This window comes from Paenibacillus protaetiae, assembly GCF_004135365.1.
Taxonomy (GTDB): Bacteria; Bacillota; Bacilli; order Paenibacillales; family Paenibacillaceae; genus Paenibacillus_AP; species Paenibacillus_AP protaetiae.
In genome coordinates this window covers 1,982,501-1,999,800 of sequence record NZ_CP035492.1, presented here as the reverse complement: position 1 = coordinate 1,999,800, position 17,300 = coordinate 1,982,501, and the positions used below count along the sequence as shown (strand labels likewise).

18 protein-coding genes and 1 tRNA gene are annotated in these 17,300 nt (G+C 51.0%); 16 read left to right on the top strand and 3 right to left on the bottom strand.

Annotation, left to right across the window (positions count from 1 at the left end; all coding sequences use genetic code 11):
* Positions 1-21 precede the first annotated feature (21 nt).
* From ET464_RS09250 to ET464_RS09220, 7 genes are all read left to right on the top strand, one after another.
* Complete coding sequence (locus ET464_RS09250) at positions 22-1,500, top strand: GGDEF domain-containing protein (protein ID WP_129440256.1); 1,479 nt, start codon at positions 22-24, stop codon at positions 1,498-1,500.
* 21 nt (positions 1,501-1,521) lie between these two features.
* Positions 1,522-2,739 (top strand): EAL domain-containing protein, encoded by a 1,218-nt coding sequence (locus ET464_RS09245; protein ID WP_129440254.1) that lies wholly within the window; start codon positions 1,522-1,524, stop codon positions 2,737-2,739.
* Positions 2,740-2,963: 224 nt separating this feature from the next.
* A complete protein-coding gene (gene polA / locus ET464_RS09240) occupies positions 2,964-5,639 on the top strand; it encodes a DNA polymerase I (protein ID WP_129440251.1) in 2,676 nt (891 codons plus the stop codon).
* 59 nt (positions 5,640-5,698) lie between these two features.
* Positions 5,699-6,565: a DNA-formamidopyrimidine glycosylase gene (gene mutM, locus ET464_RS09235; protein WP_129440249.1), complete on the top strand. Its 867-nt coding sequence runs from the start codon at positions 5,699-5,701 to the stop codon at positions 6,563-6,565.
* Between the two features lie 195 nt (positions 6,566-6,760).
* Positions 6,761-7,447, top strand: coding sequence for a sporulation membrane protein YtaF (gene ytaF / locus ET464_RS09230; RefSeq protein WP_208543912.1), 687 nt, complete (start codon positions 6,761-6,763; stop codon positions 7,445-7,447).
* Positions 7,448-7,459: 12 nt separating this feature from the next.
* On the top strand, positions 7,460-8,056 hold the full coding sequence (coaE, locus tag ET464_RS09225) for a dephospho-CoA kinase (RefSeq protein ID WP_129440245.1): 597 nt from the start codon (positions 7,460-7,462) through the stop codon (positions 8,054-8,056).
* The gene (locus ET464_RS09220) at positions 8,053-8,619 is read left to right on the top strand and encodes a lytic transglycosylase domain-containing protein (protein WP_129440243.1); all 567 of its coding nucleotides are present in this window, start codon (positions 8,053-8,055) and stop codon (positions 8,617-8,619) included. Before coaE ends, ET464_RS09220 begins: the two co-directional genes overlap by 4 nt.
* A gap of 90 nt (positions 8,620-8,709) precedes the next feature.
* Here ET464_RS09220 and ET464_RS09215 read toward each other — a convergent pair whose 3' ends face one another.
* Positions 8,710-8,919: an alpha/beta-type small acid-soluble spore protein gene (locus ET464_RS09215; RefSeq protein WP_129440241.1), complete on the bottom strand. Its 210-nt coding sequence runs from the start codon at positions 8,917-8,919 to the stop codon at positions 8,710-8,712.
* Between the two features lie 167 nt (positions 8,920-9,086).
* Between ET464_RS09215 and nrdR the strand changes: the two genes are divergently transcribed.
* From nrdR to ET464_RS09195, 5 genes are all read left to right on the top strand, one after another.
* Entirely contained in the window at positions 9,087-9,560 is a 474-nt protein-coding gene (nrdR, locus tag ET464_RS09210) for a transcriptional regulator NrdR (protein ID WP_129440239.1), read from the top strand.
* Between the two features lie 100 nt (positions 9,561-9,660).
* Complete coding sequence (locus ET464_RS09205) at positions 9,661-10,095, top strand: HIT family protein (RefSeq protein ID WP_129440237.1); 435 nt, start codon at positions 9,661-9,663, stop codon at positions 10,093-10,095.
* A gap of 129 nt (positions 10,096-10,224) precedes the next feature.
* Entirely contained in the window at positions 10,225-10,398 is a 174-nt protein-coding gene (locus ET464_RS19800) for a hypothetical protein (protein ID WP_165279960.1), read from the top strand.
* A 73-nt stretch (positions 10,399-10,471) separates the two neighbouring features.
* Positions 10,472-10,735 (top strand): hypothetical protein, encoded by a 264-nt coding sequence (locus ET464_RS09200; RefSeq protein ID WP_129440235.1) that lies wholly within the window; start codon positions 10,472-10,474, stop codon positions 10,733-10,735.
* 83 nt (positions 10,736-10,818) lie between these two features.
* Positions 10,819-10,889: transfer RNA gene (locus ET464_RS09195), tRNA-Ala, on the top strand.
* 92 nt (positions 10,890-10,981) lie between these two features.
* Here ET464_RS09195 and ET464_RS09190 read toward each other — a convergent pair.
* The gene (locus ET464_RS09190) at positions 10,982-12,154 is read right to left on the bottom strand and encodes an MFS transporter (RefSeq protein ID WP_129440233.1); all 1,173 of its coding nucleotides are present in this window, start codon (positions 12,152-12,154) and stop codon (positions 10,982-10,984) included.
* Between the two features lie 133 nt (positions 12,155-12,287).
* Between ET464_RS09190 and ET464_RS09185 the strand changes: the two genes are divergently transcribed.
* Positions 12,288-12,659 carry a winged helix-turn-helix transcriptional regulator gene (locus ET464_RS09185; protein ID WP_129440231.1) on the top strand — a complete coding sequence of 124 codons (372 nt, stop codon included), beginning with the start codon at positions 12,288-12,290 and terminating at the stop codon, positions 12,657-12,659.
* 152 nt (positions 12,660-12,811) lie between these two features.
* Here ET464_RS09185 and ET464_RS09180 read toward each other — a convergent pair whose 3' ends face one another.
* A complete protein-coding gene (locus ET464_RS09180; protein ID WP_129440229.1) occupies positions 12,812-13,522 on the bottom strand; it encodes a class I SAM-dependent methyltransferase in 711 nt (236 codons plus the stop codon).
* 175 nt (positions 13,523-13,697) lie between these two features.
* Here ET464_RS09180 and ET464_RS09175 point away from each other — a divergent pair, with 175 nt between their 5' ends.
* The 3 genes from ET464_RS09175 to ET464_RS09165 all read left to right on the top strand — a co-directional run bounded on the left by ET464_RS09175 (position 13,698) and on the right by ET464_RS09165 (position 16,603).
* On the top strand, positions 13,698-14,066 hold the full coding sequence (locus ET464_RS09175; protein ID WP_129440227.1) for an LSm family protein: 369 nt from the start codon (positions 13,698-13,700) through the stop codon (positions 14,064-14,066).
* Between the two features lie 30 nt (positions 14,067-14,096).
* Positions 14,097-14,612, top strand: coding sequence for a hypothetical protein (locus ET464_RS09170; RefSeq protein ID WP_129440225.1), 516 nt, complete (start codon positions 14,097-14,099; stop codon positions 14,610-14,612).
* 344 nt (positions 14,613-14,956) lie between these two features.
* The gene (locus tag ET464_RS09165) at positions 14,957-16,603 is read left to right on the top strand and encodes an SGNH/GDSL hydrolase family protein (RefSeq protein ID WP_244226758.1); all 1,647 of its coding nucleotides are present in this window, start codon (positions 14,957-14,959) and stop codon (positions 16,601-16,603) included.
* Positions 16,604-17,300: the final 697 nt, after the last annotated feature.

Here is a 17,300-nt window from a genome sequence, read left to right as displayed (position 1 = left end):
CCTTATGCAGAGGCGATTGCTGTGAGCAATTTCGGCTTGCTGAATCAAAAATTAATACGAGAAGTTCAAGCCAGATGGCGGCAGGGCCGCTGTGTCGGCGTGCTGTTTGTTCAGCTGCGCGGCAATTATGCCCGCGGGTGGACGATTTTGCGTCGCTGGTCGAGGCAGCATCCGCAGCTGTTCTGGTGCCATCATTTGGACGATTGCGGTTATTTCTTTCTCGCTTGCGGGACAAAGGAACCGGAGAAGCAGCTCGAGCAAGTGTTATCCAGCGCAAAAATGTTCTATAAGCAGGCAGCGGAAAGCGACTGGAACGGGCCTGGCGAGTCCAAACCGGATGATCAATCCGGTTCTCCATTCGATTCAGCCTTTAGTTCCGGGGTGATTGCCATCCGGCATCCAAAAAGAGATGAATCGGCGGAGACGGCCGTTTTTAAAGGGATTCGCGAAGCAGAAGCCAAAGTATGGCGGAACGCAGAAACGGCGGCAAGCTCCGAACCGGGACTAGCCTTTCGTAAGCCTCCGCTGGATCCGGATTCGCCGTTTGGCATCGGCCGTTTGGCGGCAGCCTATCCGATTTTTCAAGCAAACCAGAAGGTTCATGAGCTGGCCGGTTTTTTTCAAGCGCATAACGCGGAGCAGGGAGCTATCATTGTCAGCGGCATGCGGCCGGTCGGCCTTTTGATGAAAGAAAAGCTGCACCAGCTGCTATCCGGCTTGTACGGGCTGCCGCTTTATTCCAATCGTGAAATTTCACGGGTGATGGACGCAAGCCCGCTTATCGTGGATGCAGAGCTGCCGGTGGAACAGGCTGCCCAGCTGGCGATGGCGAGGGATGACGCCAAAATGTACGACATCGTCATCATTACGCAAGGAGCTGGCGGTCCGCTGCTGGGTGCGGCTTCCATCCGCTCCATTCTGGAATGCATAACGGCGCTCCGAACGGAAGCGGCGCGGACGGCCAATCCGCTTACCGGCCTGCCGGGTAACTGGAGCATCCAGTCACAGCTGCAAAAAAAGCTGGGCAGCGGAGAGCCGTTTTCGATCGTGTATGCGGACATTGATTATTTTAAATGGTACAACGATTGTTATGGCTTTGCCCGGGGAGACGAAGTGATTCGTTACATGGCAGAGCTGCTGCAGTCTGCGGTCACGGATTACGGCATGCCGGGCGATTTTATCGGGCATGTCGGCGGCGACGATTTTATTGCGGTTTTAAGTACCGCAGAAGCCGAGAGCTTCTGTGAATCGTTAATCCGGGAGTTTGACAACGGGATCCCATTTTTTTATGAAGATGCGGAAGCGCAAGCTGTAACGGACAGAGAAGGGCGGCCGGCCGGACAGTCCGGGCTGTCGATTTCGCTTGCGCTGCTGAAATGCGGCGGACGCGGACAAATCACCATGGAACAGGTTTCCCGCTTGTCTGCCGATCTGAAAAAAAAGGCGAAAGCGATCCAAGGCAGCGCTGTTATTGCCGGCGATATTAGGCAAGGGACGTAAGAAGGAAAGGGTCGAGCGAAGGTGGAGCATCTAAGGTCAATCATCAACAGAGAGCAGCAGGGACCGGCCGGAGAACGGCTGGGCATTTTGTATTTTGCCTGGCAGCAGGCGGAAGGCAGCGATTATCCGGCGTGGACCAACGTATTCGAGAGCTGGCAAAACTATGCCGAAAACTCGATTGACGGCTGCCCGGAACTTGCGCAGCTTCGTGTACGCGTATATTGGCTGCATCATGATTTATTTCTGTTTGTGGCGCTTCCGCATCATGATTTGGAGCAGACGGAGCGGCGTCTGTTTGAATTGACACTGCAGCTCCGCAATCAATGGCAGCATGCTTTCACGAATCTTGTGCCTGCGTCTGAGTGGCCGGGCGGTGCTGGCGGCGCGGGATTCGTATTGCATGGCGGCGCGGCGGTTATCGGCACATTGGATGAAACGGGCGACGGAGAAGATCAAGTATATATGGCGCTGAAGCAAGCAATCATTCAAGGACAAAAGCGAGGTTCCCTTGAAAGGAGCCTGCGCAGAAAAGCGCTGGATCAAATGCTGGCGGAGCAATCCATCCGCTCGGTATACCAGCCGATCCGCTCCTTGAAAGAAGGCGGCATATTTGGTTACGAGGCGTTGACCCGTTGCCCGGATACCCAGTGGTTTGACGGTCCGCTTGATTTATTTACATTTGCTGAGGAAGAGGGTATCGGTTATGCACTCGACCGTCTGGCCCGGGAAAAAGCAATTGGGCTGGGAGACCGGTTAGGCGGCGGCCAAAAGCTGTTTATTAATCTGCTTGCGCAAATTATGGAGGAGCCCGATCTGCTGCCGGGAAGAACGCTGGCCATTTTGGAACAGCATGGGCTTACCCCCAGCAACGTTGTATTCGAAATTACGGAGCGGAGTTCGATAAATGATTTTTCAGCCGTCAAAAAAGCGCTCGACCATTACCGCAGACAAGGCTACCGGATTGCCATCGACGATGTCGGCGCGGGCTATTCTTCTTTGCAGTCTATCGTAGAGCTTCGTCCCGACTATATTAAGGTCGACCGCTCGATCATCCGCAATATTCATCTGGATGAGCTGAAGGAGCATACGTTGTTTACGCTGCAGGAGCTGGCGAAAAAGATGGGCATCGCGCTCATTGCCGAAGGCATCGAACGGGAAGAAGAGCTGCGCAAAGTACAGGAGATGGGCATTCCGTTTGGCCAAGGTTATTTGCTGGGCAGGCCGGCAGCTATGGAGTAACCTTTTCCGCTTCTTTTCTATTTATAATGAAATCACACAGCTGCCGCGATCCGCTGCTTAACGGGTTCGGCAGCTATTTTATTGCGCTTGCAGGATGATAACGGAGGCCCTTTGCATGGCGTTGCAATCCCGGTCTGCCAATCGCCGCTGCCCGCCAAGAAATGGCATGCTCCTTTATGGTATGATAGCGTTAGTATGCAAAAGAGGCGAGGTGCCCCAAATAAATGGATAAATGGATATTGATCGACGGCAACAGTATCGCCAACCGTGCGTTTTATGCGATGCCGCCGCTCACCAATTCTTCGGGTTTACATACCAATGCTGTTTACGGCTTCACAACGATGCTCCTGAAGCTGCTTGAGGAGGAGAAGCCGACCCATGTGCTTGTCGCGTTTGATGCAAGCAAAATCACGTTCCGGCATGAAGGCTACAGCGAATACAAAGGCGGGCGTGCCAAGACGCCGCCGGAGCTGTCGGAGCAGTTCCCGGTCATGAAGGAGCTGCTGCAATCGTTTGGCATTGCGCAGTTCGAACTGTCCGGCTACGAGGCGGACGATATTATCGGCACGCTGACGCGTCTGGCCGACGAGCAGGGCGTGGACGCGCTTGTCGTAACCGGCGACAAGGATATGCTTCAGCTTGTATCTCCGAAGGTTACGGTTGCGGTAACCCGCAAAGGCGTAAGTGAAGTAGAGCGTTATTCCCCGGCCGAGATGACGGAACGGTACGGCCTTACGCCGCAGCAGTTTATTGATTTGAAAGGGCTTATGGGCGATGCGTCGGATAATATTCCGGGCATTCCGGGCGTTGGCGAAAAGACGGCGCTTAAGCTGCTGCACGAATACGGCTCAGTGGAGGGGGTGCTGGAACATACCCATGAGCTGAAAGGCAAAATGAAGGAAAAGGTGGAGCAGCATAAGGATGACGCCGTGATGAGCAAAAAGCTGGCGACGATCTTCCGCGAAGTGCCGCTTACGCAAACTGCAGAGGACATCCGCTACAGCGGTTATGATGCTGCCCGGCTGTCGGAAGCGTTCCGCAAGCTGGAATTCAAATCGCTGCTCGAACGGCTGGATTTAAGCGGCGCCGGAGCAGGGGAAGCGGAAGGCGCGCAGCCGGCTGCCGAGCTGCACACGGTGCTGATTGCCGGCGAACAGGATGCCGGTCAGCTGAAGGCGCTTCTTGATGCGCTGGCCAGCGAAGAAGAGCATGGCTTATACATTGAAGCCGCGGGCGAAAACCCGCATACGGCCGATATGCTGGGCATCTCCGCCGCGGTAGGCGGCGCCGTCTATGCGCTGGCAGCCGGCACGCTGGAAGCGCCGTTCGCGGAGCCGCTGCGCGCCTGGCTGGCCGACGAAAACAAGCCCAAATACGGCTTTGACACGCATAAAGCCGATCTGGCTCTCGCATGGCGCGGCATTCCGCTGCGCGGCGTCAAGTTCGACGTCCAGCTGGCTGCTTATTTGCTGGACCCGACAGACGGAAGCCAGACGCTTTCCGGCGTTGCCGCGCGTTACGGGCTTCCCGCTGTGCAGGCGGATGAGGCGGTTTACGGCAAAGGCGCCAAGTTTAAAGTGCCGGATGAAGAGACGCTGCTCCGGCATTTGGCGGTTAAAGCGGACGCCGTCCGCCGCATCGTCCAGCTGCAGCGCGCCGAACTGGACGCTACCGGCATGAACAAGCTTATCTATGAGCTGGAGCTTCCGCTATCCCGTGTTCTTGCAGCGATGGAGCTGCAAGGCATCGCGGTCGCGAAGGGAGAACTTCAGTCGCTGGGCGGCGAGCTGGAGCGGGGCATATCCGAAGCGGTGTCCCGCATTTATGAGCTGGCTGGCACCGAATTCAACATCAATTCGCCTAAGCAGCTTGGTGAAATTTTGTTTGATAAGCTGGGGCTGCCGGTTATTAAAAAAACCAAAACCGGCTATTCCACCGATGCGGATGTGCTGGAGAAGCTAGAGCCGTATCATGAGATCGTGCCGCTTATTTTGCATTTCCGCCAGCTGGCCAAGCTCCAGTCTACTTATGTGGAAGGGCTGCTGAAGGAAATTCGGACCGAAACGGGCAAGGTGCATACCTATTTCCGCCAGACGATCGCGGCTACCGGGCGGCTGAGCAGCCAGTTCCCGAACCTGCAGAACATTCCGATCCGGCTGGAGGAAGGACGCAAAATCCGCAAAGCATTTGTGCCGTCCGAGCCGGGCTGGTACATTCTGGCGGCGGACTATTCGCAGATCGAGCTGCGTGTGCTGGCGCATATTTCAGGCGACGAACGGCTGAAGGAAGCTTTTATCCGCGATATGGATATTCATACGAAAACCGCAATGGACGTGTTTGGCGTTTCAGCCGAAGAGGTAGACTCCAATATGCGCAGATCGGCGAAGGCCGTCAACTTCGGCATCGTATACGGCATCAGCGATTTCGGGCTGTCACAAAACCTGAACATTACACGCAAGGAAGCGGCTCAGTTTATCGAACAATATTTTGACGTATTCCAAGGCGTGAAGAAATATATGGAAGATATTAAAATGCAAGCCCGCAGGGACGGTTATGTGACCACGCTGCTGGAGCGCCGCCGTTATTTGCCGGATATTAAAGCTTCCAACTTTAACCTTCGTTCGTTTGCCGAGCGTACGGCGATGAATACGCCGATTCAAGGGACGGCCGCGGACATTATTAAGCTGGCGATGGTGCGGATGGACGAGACACTGAAAGAACGCAAGCTGAAAAGCCGCATGCTGCTTCAGGTGCATGACGAACTGGTATTCGAAGTGCCGGAGGAAGAGCTGGAGCTGATGAAGCAGCTTGTGCCGCAGGTGATGGAGTCTGCGATCGAACTGGACGTGCCGTTACGGGCGGACGTCAATTACGGTGTGAATTGGTATGAGGCCAAATAACGCCAAATTAACGCATTTGGGGCACAAATCGGGTATAATGGTGGTTGAGGTGAAGAAATATGCCCGAATTGCCGGAAGTTGAAACGGTTAAACGAACTTTAAATGAACTGATCACAGGAAAACGCATCCGTTCGGTAACGGTGAAGCTTCCCCGCATCATTCAGCGTCCGGCTGAGCCGGAGCAATTTGCGGATGCGTTAGCCGGCCATACGATTCAATCGGTCGAACGGCGCGGCAAGTTTTTGCGTATACTGCTGGACGGGCTGGTGCTTGTATCCCATCTGCGGATGGAGGGCAGGTACGGCGTTTACGCCGCCGATGAGCCGGCGGAGCTGCATACGCATGTCATTTTTCATTTTGACGACGATACCGAATTACGATATAAAGACGTTCGCCAATTTGGCACGATGCATTTGTTTATGCCGGGCGAGGAGCTGGAGCTTCCTCCGTTAAACAAGCTGGGCATCGAGCCGCTGGAGCCTGAATTTACGCTGGAGGCGCTGCGCGGGAAGCTGGCGCACCGCACCTCCAAAATCAAGCCGCTGCTGCTTAATCAGGAATACATTGTGGGGCTTGGCAATATTTATGTGGATGAGGCGTTGTTCCAAGCCGGCATTCACCCTGAGCGGACGGCTGATTCGCTGGCCAAGGCGGAGTGGGAGCGGCTGCATGAGTCGATTCGCGCCACGCTGGAGCGGGCGGTTGCCGCTGGAGGCTCTTCTGTTAAATCTTACGTAAACGGCCAAGGCGAAATGGGGATGTTCCAGCATCAACTGCTCGTTTACGGACGAAAAGACGAGCCTTGCCCAAGCTGCGGACGGCCGATTCACAAATCTGTTGTCGGCGGACGCGGCACCCATACTTGCCCGCATTGCCAGCCGCTGAAGGCGGCGCGTGCCGCAAATAAAAGCAAACGTGCAACGTGACGATAAATACCGATTAGGCAGCAGCGCAACGCGCAAAACGACGCCTTCCGGTGTTCCATCAGCCAAGCTTCCGGATTCCAGGAGGCTTGGCTGATGTGCACAGGACGGCCATCCCCGCATATGATGTGTTGTTAGCAAATAGGCACGTGCCCGGTTCAGACAAGGGGACGTTTGCTTTTTGGGGGAGGGATGGCGGTGCTGGCGCATACAACCTCGCTGCTGCTGCTTGCTTTTGCCGTCAGTATCGATGGATTTGGCGTTGGAATTACGTACGGGTTAAGGCGGATACGTATTCCGCTGCTATCGGTGTTTATTATTGCATGCTGCTCCGGTATTATTATTTGGCTGTCGATGCAGGCCGGTACTTATATTTCCGGTTTTTTGTCGCCGGTTGCGGCCAAGGATATCGGTGCCTGCCTGTTGTTTGTGATCGGGGGCTGGGCGCTTATTCAGTCGATCCGGCGCAAACAAAGCGGCAAAGATGCGGAAGATGACCTTCCTGTAGAAACGAGAGCAGCGGAACGTGCGGCACATCCTGTTTTGGTCATGATGGTTGAGCTGAAGCGGCTTGGCCTTGTGATTCAAATTTTACGGACGCCGCAGGCTGCAGACGTAGACCGGTCGGGGACAATCTCCGCATCGGAAGCGCTGATGCTTGGTTTTGCGCTGTCGCTGGACGCCTTTGGCGCCGGATTCGGCGCAGCGATGCTTGGGCTGCCGCCGTTTATTACGGCGCTTGCGATTGCGGCTGCCAGCGCGTTTTTTTTGCTGGGGGGCATGGGGTTCGGCTTTCATTTTTCCAAATGGAAAGGAATGCAGGCTTTGTCTCTGCTGCCGGGAATAATGCTCATCATCATTGGAATGTTAAAGCTGTTGAACTAGAGGTGAATGCGGATGAAGATCGGACTTACCGGCGGAATCGCCACAGGCAAAAGCACCATTGCCCGCATGCTGGTGGAGCAAGGGGCTTATTTGGTGGACGCTGACCAGGTTGCAAGAGAAGTCGTTCTTCCCGGCGAACCGGCATTGGAGGCTATCGCCTCCTTATTCGGACAAGCTGTGCTGCAAGAGGACGGATCCTTAAACCGGCAAGCGCTCGGATCTATTGTATTTCAAGACCGCGCGCTGCTTGCCAAGCTGGAAAGTATTACTCACCCGGCTATCCGGAAACGGATGCAGGAACGTATACATAGTTATTTGGCGCAAAATCCCGGGGGGCTGGCTGTGGCCGATGTGCCGCTTCTTTATGAGACGGGGCAAGAGGCGTTGTATGACGGCATTATGGTTGCCTATGTGCCGGAACAGCTTCAGCTTGAACGGTTGATGGCGCGCAACGCGATGCCAAAGGAAGAAGCGCAGCGGCGCATCCGTCTGCAGATGGACATCGAAGAGAAAAAGCGCCGTGCCGATTGGGTCATTGACAATAGCGGCAGCCTGGAGGATACCAGGCGCCAGCTGGAGCTTTTCTGGACAAGCCAGGTGCTGTCATGAAAGTATTATTGCGCAAACGTGTATTTCTGCTGCTTGTTTTAAGTTTTATTGCTTTTCTTTTTTTCAGCTCGGACGAAATGGGGCGCTGGATGTATCCGATCAAATACCAAGACGATATTCGCGCCAGCTCCAGAGCTTATCATATGGAACCTCATCTCGTTGCTGCCATTATCCGTACGGAAACCAATTATTCGCTTAATAAGGTGTCGCATAAAGGCGCTTTAGGTTTGATGCAATTAATGCCGGATACGGCGGAATGGATTACAAAGCAGGCAGGGTTTCAGAATGTAACGAATGAAATGTTATTGGAAAGGCCGGATGTCAGCATTCAAGTCGGAACATGGTATTTGCAATCGCTGCACAAGCAGTTTAATGATAATTCGATTGCTGCTGTAGCTGCTTATAATGCAGGGCCGGGAAATGTGAAGAAGTGGATTGATTCGGGGGAATGGGACGGAAAACTCGAAACGGCTGATCAAATTCCGTTTGGAGAGACACGCCATTATGTACAACGCGTTATTTATTATTATAATAAGTACAAGGATTTATATCCGGATCTTTGATTTTATTATTGGCAATGGTGAACAACGGGCTTTGGCAGCCCCGCCGCTTCAGGACGGGCCTGCCAAAGTATCCTTTATACATAGCGACTGTTATTTACCAGCAAGGGATTGCTCTGCGATTTGTACCAGACGGCGAGTAATGTTACCGCCGATGGAACCTGCATCACGAGTGGTAATGTTCCCGTAGTAACCATCTTGCGGGATTGCAATACCAAGCTCTTGTGCAACTTCGAATTTCAGTTGGTCCAGAGCTGCTGTAGCTTGTGGTACAACCAGTTGGTTGCTGCTGCCTTGTGCCATTGTTTTTCACCTCCTTGCGGTTGGTAACTGTATTATGCTCGATATTTTTTAAATCATTACAGGTTAGTACTGGAAATGTATAGGGGCAGTTGATTTTGGATTTGTACAGGTGATAACGCTGGCTTCCATCATGCCTGCATAACGAAAACGGAGGGTCGAATGATACAATGAAATGTCCATATTGTGATTATGCCGGAACGAAGGTGCTGGATTCCCGCCCCGCTAACGAAAACAAATCGATCCGCCGCCGCCGCGAGTGCGAGCAATGCAGCCGGCGTTTCACAACGTTTGAAATGGTGGAAGAGACGCCTCTTATCGTCATTAAGAAAGACGGCAGCCGCGAGGAGTTCAGCCGCGACAAAATATTGCGCGGGCTTATCCGCGCATGCGAGAAACGGCCGGTGTCGGTTGAGCGGCTGGAAGTGATCGTATCGGAAGTTGAGAAAGAGCTCCGCACGACGGCTCTCGCCGAAGTGGAAAGCCGCGACATCGGCGAAATTGTGATGAGCCAGCTGTACCCGGTGGACGAAGTTGCTTATGTGCGATTTGCTTCGGTATACCGCCAATTCAAAGACATCGATATGTTTATGAAGGAATTAAACAGCCTCTTGTCCAAAGAACCGGCCAGAGGCGATAAGTAAACGGAATGAATCCTTGCTGCTTTTTCGTGCGGCAAGGATTTTGTTTCCGTTGGCGCTTGAACGGAAACTAATACAATGGCAAGAAGAACGGAGGGGCTGTATGGGGGAAGAGAGCTTGGAGCATTTGAATTGCTTGGGGTGCCGGATCGCAAACGGCATTGAGCCTGGTGTAAATACCGTATTCGACAACGAATGGATTGCTTGCGTGCTCGACACTGCTCCTTTTCACGATGGCCACACATTAATTTTGCCAAAAAAACATTATTGGGATGTGGAAGACCTCGATGCAGAAGCTGCAAATGCCATCATGAATGCATCTCAAAAGTTATCCGTTGCGCTAAAACGGATCTTCCGGCCGGACGGTATCACCATATGCCAGAACGGCGGCAAGTTCAATGACCTTGGCCACTATCACATGCACGTAATCCCCCGTTATGAAGGGGACGGCTTTTCCTGGAGCGATCCGCTTCATCCGGACGGCGCTGAAACCCGGTTAAGACAAACGAGAGAGAAGCTGAGGATGGCATTAGGTTAGCTGGCAAAGCCGGTTCAGTTCAATAAAGCGGAAAGAGCCGGCTGCGGCTCTTTCTTTTTTGACAAGAACGTATGTTCGGTAGTAGAATAAGGCAACAACCATTATGGAATTAAGGAAGATGAGACAACCGTGGACAAAGACTTTTTCAACGAAATGCGCAAAATCAGCCACAACGACGACATGAGATCCAGACTGCTGATTCATGGAATAAAGCGGATTTTGGAGGAAAAGCAGGAGGAACCGAAACTGCGGCGGCTGTTCCGCAGGAAAAAGAAGATCGTCGCGCGCGGCTGGGACGACTAGGCACCGACAGCTGTATGAAAAGGAAGGGAAGAACGGCAGCAGGCTGCCTCTTCCCTTATAAAGGAGAATAGAGATGAAGCTGCAGATCAGGTTTCTCGCCATTTACTTTATTTTATTTCTTGCATATGGCTTGTTCAATCACTTTATTGATCAGTCTTGGGTGAGAACCGCTGCCGGTTTCGTTGTTTTGTTTATAGCCTTATATTCACTCAGTCGTAAATTCACCATGTTTAGAATGTTAAGCAAAGAAATCCCTTTATGGGTTGGGATATTCATCCTAATCATGACTCCTGTCGCTTACTTGATTATCTTGACTGCATTCAAGATAGTAGCATAGCAGTAAATCTCACAACAAAGGCTTGAATTTGCTGGAAGAATGTTATATATTAATTCTTGTCACTACTATTTACATAATGATATGGGGCTATAGTTTAGGGGGAAAACAGGTCGCTGGCAGCGATCAGTCGGCGGTTCGATTCCGCCTAGCTCCATCCAACAATCCTCGGGACCGATTAAGGTTCCGGGGATTTTTTTGTATGAATCAGGACGTAACATCCCTGAAGGCTGCCCATACCCGCATCGGTTACTCGGTATTTCTGACGTTCTTCCGGCCCAGCGCAAAGCTGATTTGCGCGGCTATTAAACCGAGTGCAACAAGCCCGGCAGCAAGCCAAGGATGGTACTGCAGTGTAGCTGTTCCGCTCACCAAATATCCGCCTGCACCCGCACCGCCTGCAATGCCCAGATGGATGACAGAGGTGTTCAAGCTTAGAACGAAGTTGGCCGATTTAGGCGCCTGCTGAATCATATAGCTCTGTACGGCTGGACCGGAAGCGAATAACGCGATAAACATGATGACGATCAGCCCGACCGCGAGCGGGGTAGAGAATGATAGGAAAGGCAGAAGGGCTAAAGCCAGCAGATGAATGGAGATGAAAACGCCCAGCGCGCGTGAAGCTCCCCAGCGGTCCACTATGCTGCCTCCTAGCCGGGAGGCAAAAGCGCCAATTACGCCGAGAGCGAGCATCATGAAAGCAATATCCGCTGTTTCGAAGCCTAGCAATTGCTGCATATAAGGCGAGATGTAGGTTAAAAAAACAGAGTTTCCTCCTTCACGAAACAATGAAATGAATAAGGCAAAAAGAATAACCGCATGGCCCGCTTGTTTCAATTGACGCGAGATTGGAACCGGATCATCGCCTTCCACATCAGGCAAGAGGCGTACAATGGCTACACCGGCTAGGACGCTAAGTGCACCTAACAGGATGAAGATAACCCGCCAATTCCACCAGTCGGCTATGGCGATGCCAAGCGGCACGCCCAGTACCATCGAGCTGCTGAAGCCTAAAATAATAGTTCCGATAGAACGGCCAAGTTTATCGGCTGGCACGAGTTTTGCGGCAATGCCTAATGAAACAACGAGGAACATGCCTGAGCTTGCTCCAAGCACTACACGCGCAGCCAATAACGTCTCGAGGTTTGGGCTATACGCGGATAATGCACTTCCAGCGATAAAAAATACAAGCGAACCAACGAGCACTAGCTTCCGGTTTGCGCGGCTTGTCAGCACGATGAGTAGCGGAGTGGCTACTGCAAAGGACAAGGAATAGGCGGTAATAAGCTGGCCGGCAACGGCTAAGGTAATATTTACATCTTTGGCGATTAGAGGTAAAATTCCTGATACCACTAATTCGGATGTAGCGGTAAAGAACACACCAATAGCGAGAATATAGATCGCAAATGCATTTGTTTTCATCCAATTATCAAATCCCTTCAGGTCTATTGATTGCATTATATTTAAGATGCTTTATTTATGTAAGAGAGCAAATGAAATGGATGTAATCCAAAAAAACAGACTAACTTACAAATTAGTAAGTAGAGGTGGCTATATGGATAATTTAACGAATGAACAGCAGCTCCCGGCTGAGGAAAAGCACCCTAATGAATCGGGATATTCTCACATTTGCTCGGTCCTGGAAATATTGGGTGCAAAATGGTCCTTTCTTGTTATGGCTGAACTGCACAAAGGACCACGAAGATTCCAGCAATTGCTGCGGGATGTTGCTGTCGTGCGAACGCAGTCATTGACGAATGTGCTACGGCAATTGGAAAGCAATGGTATCGTTCATCGCGAAGTGTTTCCAACCGTACCTGTGACCGTCGAATATTCCTTGACGGATAAAGGGAGGGACTTTCAAGCAGCGCTTAAGGAGATGGAGAATTGGGCGATCCGATGGGGAAATGGCGTTCGAGAGGAGTAAAAGGCCGATAACTTTATGGGCATAGAGTCAATTAATGCGCGAGAGCGCATATCAAAACACCTTCAAAAGAACACGCTCCTTCTGCATCGTGAAATGAGAGGGAGTTCTTTTGAAGGTGTTTTTTGTTTTAATAACAGCTTTATATATTATGATCAGGTTTTCCGAGCCGTAATGACAACGCTGCCCATCACACGGGAGTATTTGCTCATCAGGCGTTCATTGTTCATCATCATGGCTACTGCATCTGGTTTTGCAAACAGCTCGTGGTCGATCACCCGGAATGGATCGTTGTCATTGGCCGTTTTTTTCAGCTTTGAAAATCTGGACGCGGAGCATTGGTGAAACCCTGATTTTCGCATCAGCCTTAACCATGCCGGGACGGTTCGCAGATGATGTAGCCCGTAAAAAGACTGTAGCTCCTTCTTTTGCGCCGTGGTTAATGGTTTGGCAAATGCCAGCTCGCGGTCGTACAGGACGCCCTTTGGCTTCAACACTCGCAAGTATTCGCGTATAGCGGAGTTTCCTTGCGTAAAGGCCGTAACCGATTCCGTAAAAATAACATCAAACGTCTCATCCGGAAAAGGCATGGAAGCGGCATCCGCTTGCAGGAAACGTACGCGTGCTCCGTTTTGCTTCGCACGATGCACCGCTTTTTGAATCATATGTTCGTTCCGGTCTATGGCTGTCACCTTGCAGCCTAAGCTGGCTAAATAACAGGCTGTCCGCCCCGTTCCGCATCCTGCCTCCAGGACTTTGGTGCCGCGCGGAAAGCCGATTTGTCTGATGAATCGTTTTGTCGCTTGGAAACCTCCCGGATGTGCGCTTCCTTCACCGAGCCGGGCCAACAATGTATGGTAATCCAACTCTTCCTCACCTCTTCCGATATGTTATGCACCACCTCCTTCATGACTGCACCCATTCTTCGCTGTTTTTTGGGAGCTCCCGCAATTATTTTCATGTTATGGCTTAGACAATCATACAAACCTTATCGCCGATAGTTTCATAGTCTAGCATATAGCAGGTTAGGAGGAATGAAGTATGCAGGAAGTTTATCCGGTTTGCCGTAAGACGGTTTATCCGTACATCGGACGGAGGGTTAGTGCGTTCACGCATGACGGAAGGCATTTTATCGGAACAATAAAGGGGGTAAGAGACGGGAAGTTAATGTTTGAGAACTGTGTTTTTGACAAAAAGCCTTTATCTTTGTCGTCCGTTCGGAACGGTAAGTATTCCACTAAACAAGCTCGCTCCAGCCATAAAGCCAAACTGTCCGGTTATTATGGCGGCGGCTACAGAGGCTACGGCGGTTACGATGGAGGTTTTGGCGGCGGTTACGGCGGCGGTTGTTTCTTTTGTTCATTTGCAATCATAGCATCACTGTTTATATTGCCTTTCTTCTTCATTTAAGTGCGTACAAACTGTGAAAAGAGGGATCCCATGGCATCCAGGAAAGCTCCTAAAAAAAGAGAGCCTAAAGGAAGATTACATGCGGTCAAAGAAGCTAATCGTCTGATCGGGCAGCCTGTTTGCGTGGTATTAGGCGATGGGAACTGCTATGTCGGAACGGTTAAAGCGATTCATGATCATAAGCTGAGTCTTGCTGAATCCCGACATTGCGGGAGAATAAGTTTGTCCAACCGTTCCAAGACACCGGAAGTTCAAGTGTCGGGAATACTGGATTCCTTGATAGGGGGAATCGGAGCGCTCAATTCGTTTGGTTCCATGGCAACAAACTTATTTAAACCGATGTTTTCCGGTCAGCCTGAACCGGCCGGAGCGGGAGGGGCGGGGGACTCTGCGGCAGCTGAAGGCCCATCCATTGCTTCTGGTCCGGCAGGCGGAGGGCAGCCGGGCGGGGGATTCGGATCATTTAAACAGTTCATGCCAACCTTACAGGTCGGCATGAACATGGTGAAGACGATTATGCCTTTAATGGGAATGTTCAAAATTTGACGATTGGCATCAGGTGTGCCTGAACAAGAACAGTAGCGACAATTAACGCCAGGGGCTGGTCTCCTGGCGTTAATGTTTTGCGTAAGCTTCGGTGTTCACGTTACAAGTCCTCCTCGGGTAAGTTCGCTTGGAAAGGAACGATTTCAGACAGACCATCAAGCCGGGATTCCCGCAAAAAAAAGTCGAAAGAAGCTTTAAAGCATGCTATTATTGCAGCATTCCTAATGAGAGGGCTGATCCCACTGACTGACAATAAATCAACAGACCTGAAGTTGAATGAATTCGTCAACGGAGGTCCGGTTGCCCCAAAAGATCCGGTTGAAAAACGAAGCGGTTTTTTTATTATGTTTGATACGATTATCGAAGCAACTGCTCGCCCCGACGGAAAGTTCTCGCAAGAGATATATTTGGAAGGGCGGCTCATAGACAAAGCTAGATTTGCGGGCGGTATTACGGATGAGGCCATTCTTGAACATCTGAAGAGCTGCAGCGGGTTTCGACGCCTGGTTCACAGTATTGGAATTTCCGTCAAGTCAAATGAACAAGAATCGGCAGGCGTTTTTTTTGTGCTTGAAAATTGGGGAGTAACGAGCAAATACGAAACAGGTACGCGGCTTAGAATTCCGTGTGAGACCGACGGTTCGGAAACGATTTTGACGTTGGAGGAATACGATTGGTCGCCGGATGACGATGTACCCGGCAAGTTCGCTTTCGAATTCGAGCGTGAAGGCACACTGGCGACAGTAAGCATTATTTTTTACCTGAATGAAGGGTATCAAGTGCCCGAGTTTCAGGTTGAGCCGCCGGTTGATTTCAGATCGGAATCCTACCGGGAGATGATCGCCAAGTCTCTATTAAACAAAGGCAACAACAAGAGATTGAAAGCGGCGATCGACAAAGCAAAGCGGGGTGAGGATGTCACGATCGCCTACATCGGCGGCTCGATCACGCAAGGAGCGGGAGCCAAGCCGATCCATACGGAATGTTATGCTTATCGGTCGTATGCCATCTTTAAGCAAATGTTCGGCAAAGACGACGGCGGCCATATTCATCTGATTAAAGCAGGAGTGGGCGGAACACCGTCGGAGCTGGGGATCGTCCGTTACGATCGGGATATTCTCAGGAACGGGGATGTGAATCCGGATATTGTGATTGTTGAATTTGCAGTCAATGACGAAGGAGACGAAACAAAAGGCAACTGTTACGAGAGCCTGACATTAAAAGCGCTCACCTCTGCCAATAAACCTGCCGTAATATTATTGTTCAGCGTGTTTTTGAATGACTGGAATCTTCAGGACCGGCTTGCTCCAGTAGGAGAACACTACGATCTTCCGATGGTCAGTGTAAAGGACGCAGTAGTAGAGCAGTTTCGGTTAACCAAGACAGAAGGAAACATTATTTCCAAAAGGCAGTTTTTCTACGATACATATCATCCAACCAATGCCGGGCATCAGGTTATGGCGGATTGTCTTGGCTTCTTGTTTGCTGAAACCGAGCGTTCCGCACCGGATTTGAGTGACATCGTAACAGATAAGCCGGCGATGATCGGCAATGACTTCATCCATACGTGTTTGCTGGATCGCAGCAAGATAGACGATATTGCCAGCATAGATCCTGGCAGCTTCAATGGAACGGATGCCGATCTGCAAAGCGTTGAAATGGATGATCATCCGTATGGAACGCCGCAATTCCCGAATAACTGGATGCATAAGGGGGAATCCGGGAGGGGCAGCTTCAAAATGACAATCCGGTGCAAGCGCCTCATCCTGATCTTTAAGGACTCCGGTAACATCGAATTTGGAAGTGCGGATATTTGGGTAGATGGACTGCAAAAGCTGACGGCGGATCCGCACATCCATAACTGGACGCACTGCAATGCTGTAATTTTGTTTAACGAGCAAGCTGCAACGGAGCATACGGTGGAAATCAGGATGGCATCCGGTCATGAGGACAAACACTTTACCATTCTGGGATTTGGTTACGTGTCGTAACATCAGACTGTTTGCCTCATAGACCAATCAGCCGACGCATCGCCTGCTGAAGGCGGCTGAAGAACGAGGCAACACGTGTGCAAGCGGGCGTTGGTATGCAGTTAAACGTATCTGTTCCTGCCGATAAAACGACAAAACCAAAGGCAGTGACGGTACTGCTGAGGATGTTGGCATAAAAAAAGCAAGTAATAGGAATTTGTACTCACAGGCTGCTTTGAAGTCAAAATCAAAGCAGCCTGGCAGAACTCGTAATGGAGCTGTATACCTTTCATATGCAGGGCGTCTCTTCGGATGATTTGAAACGGTTCCCACCAGGAGAGTCTATTGGCTGAGAGTAAGTACTAAGAGGCAGGCTTGCCTTATTTAAGAAGGAAACCGTCTGATTCATGTGATAAGAGGCGGGCGAATGGCCGGCGTCAATGTTCTGCAAATGAGCATGAATAGATACGTTTTGTGCAGCGAAGTTCATGGCTAACAGTGGGGCAAAACGAACATTGATTTCAGCCTTCTATGATTTTTTTGAAAAAACTATTGACTCTCCGATCCCAGGATGATAAGATAATTTCCGTTGCTGAAACGGCAGCCGGTTATGAGAAGTTATCATTCATAAATCCTCTCGTAATTTGCGAGAGTGAAAAAAATAATGGTTGACACTCAAAAATGAAACATGATATACTCTAATTCCTGTCGCAAACAC

Excerpts from the sequence above, each read along its gene's own strand:
- ET464_RS09220 (WP_129440243.1), top strand. The coding sequence starts at position 8,053 with ATGAAAGTATTATTGCGCAAACGTGTATTTCTGCTGCTTGTTTTAAGT.
- ET464_RS09190 (WP_129440233.1), bottom strand. The coding sequence starts at position 12,154 with ATGAAAACAAATGCATTTGCGATCTATATTCTCGCTATTGGTGTGTTC.
- ET464_RS09175 (WP_129440227.1), top strand. The coding sequence starts at position 13,698 with ATGCAGGAAGTTTATCCGGTTTGCCGTAAGACGGTTTATCCGTACATC.
- mutM (WP_129440249.1), top strand. The coding sequence starts at position 5,699 with ATGCCCGAATTGCCGGAAGTTGAAACGGTTAAACGAACTTTAAATGAA.
- ET464_RS09165 (WP_244226758.1), top strand. The coding sequence starts at position 14,957 with ATGTTTGATACGATTATCGAAGCAACTGCTCGCCCCGACGGAAAGTTC.
- ET464_RS09200 (WP_129440235.1), top strand. The coding sequence starts at position 10,472 with ATGAAGCTGCAGATCAGGTTTCTCGCCATTTACTTTATTTTATTTCTT.
- coaE (WP_129440245.1), top strand. The coding sequence starts at position 7,460 with ATGAAGATCGGACTTACCGGCGGAATCGCCACAGGCAAAAGCACCATT.
- polA (WP_129440251.1), top strand. The coding sequence starts at position 2,964 with ATGGATAAATGGATATTGATCGACGGCAACAGTATCGCCAACCGTGCG.
- ET464_RS09185 (WP_129440231.1), top strand. The coding sequence starts at position 12,288 with ATGGATAATTTAACGAATGAACAGCAGCTCCCGGCTGAGGAAAAGCAC.
- ET464_RS09170 (WP_129440225.1), top strand. The coding sequence starts at position 14,097 with ATGGCATCCAGGAAAGCTCCTAAAAAAAGAGAGCCTAAAGGAAGATTA.
- nrdR (WP_129440239.1), top strand. The coding sequence starts at position 9,087 with ATGAAATGTCCATATTGTGATTATGCCGGAACGAAGGTGCTGGATTCC.
- ET464_RS09215 (WP_129440241.1), bottom strand. The coding sequence starts at position 8,919 with ATGGCACAAGGCAGCAGCAACCAACTGGTTGTACCACAAGCTACAGCA.
- ET464_RS09205 (WP_129440237.1), top strand. The coding sequence starts at position 9,661 with ATGGGGGAAGAGAGCTTGGAGCATTTGAATTGCTTGGGGTGCCGGATC.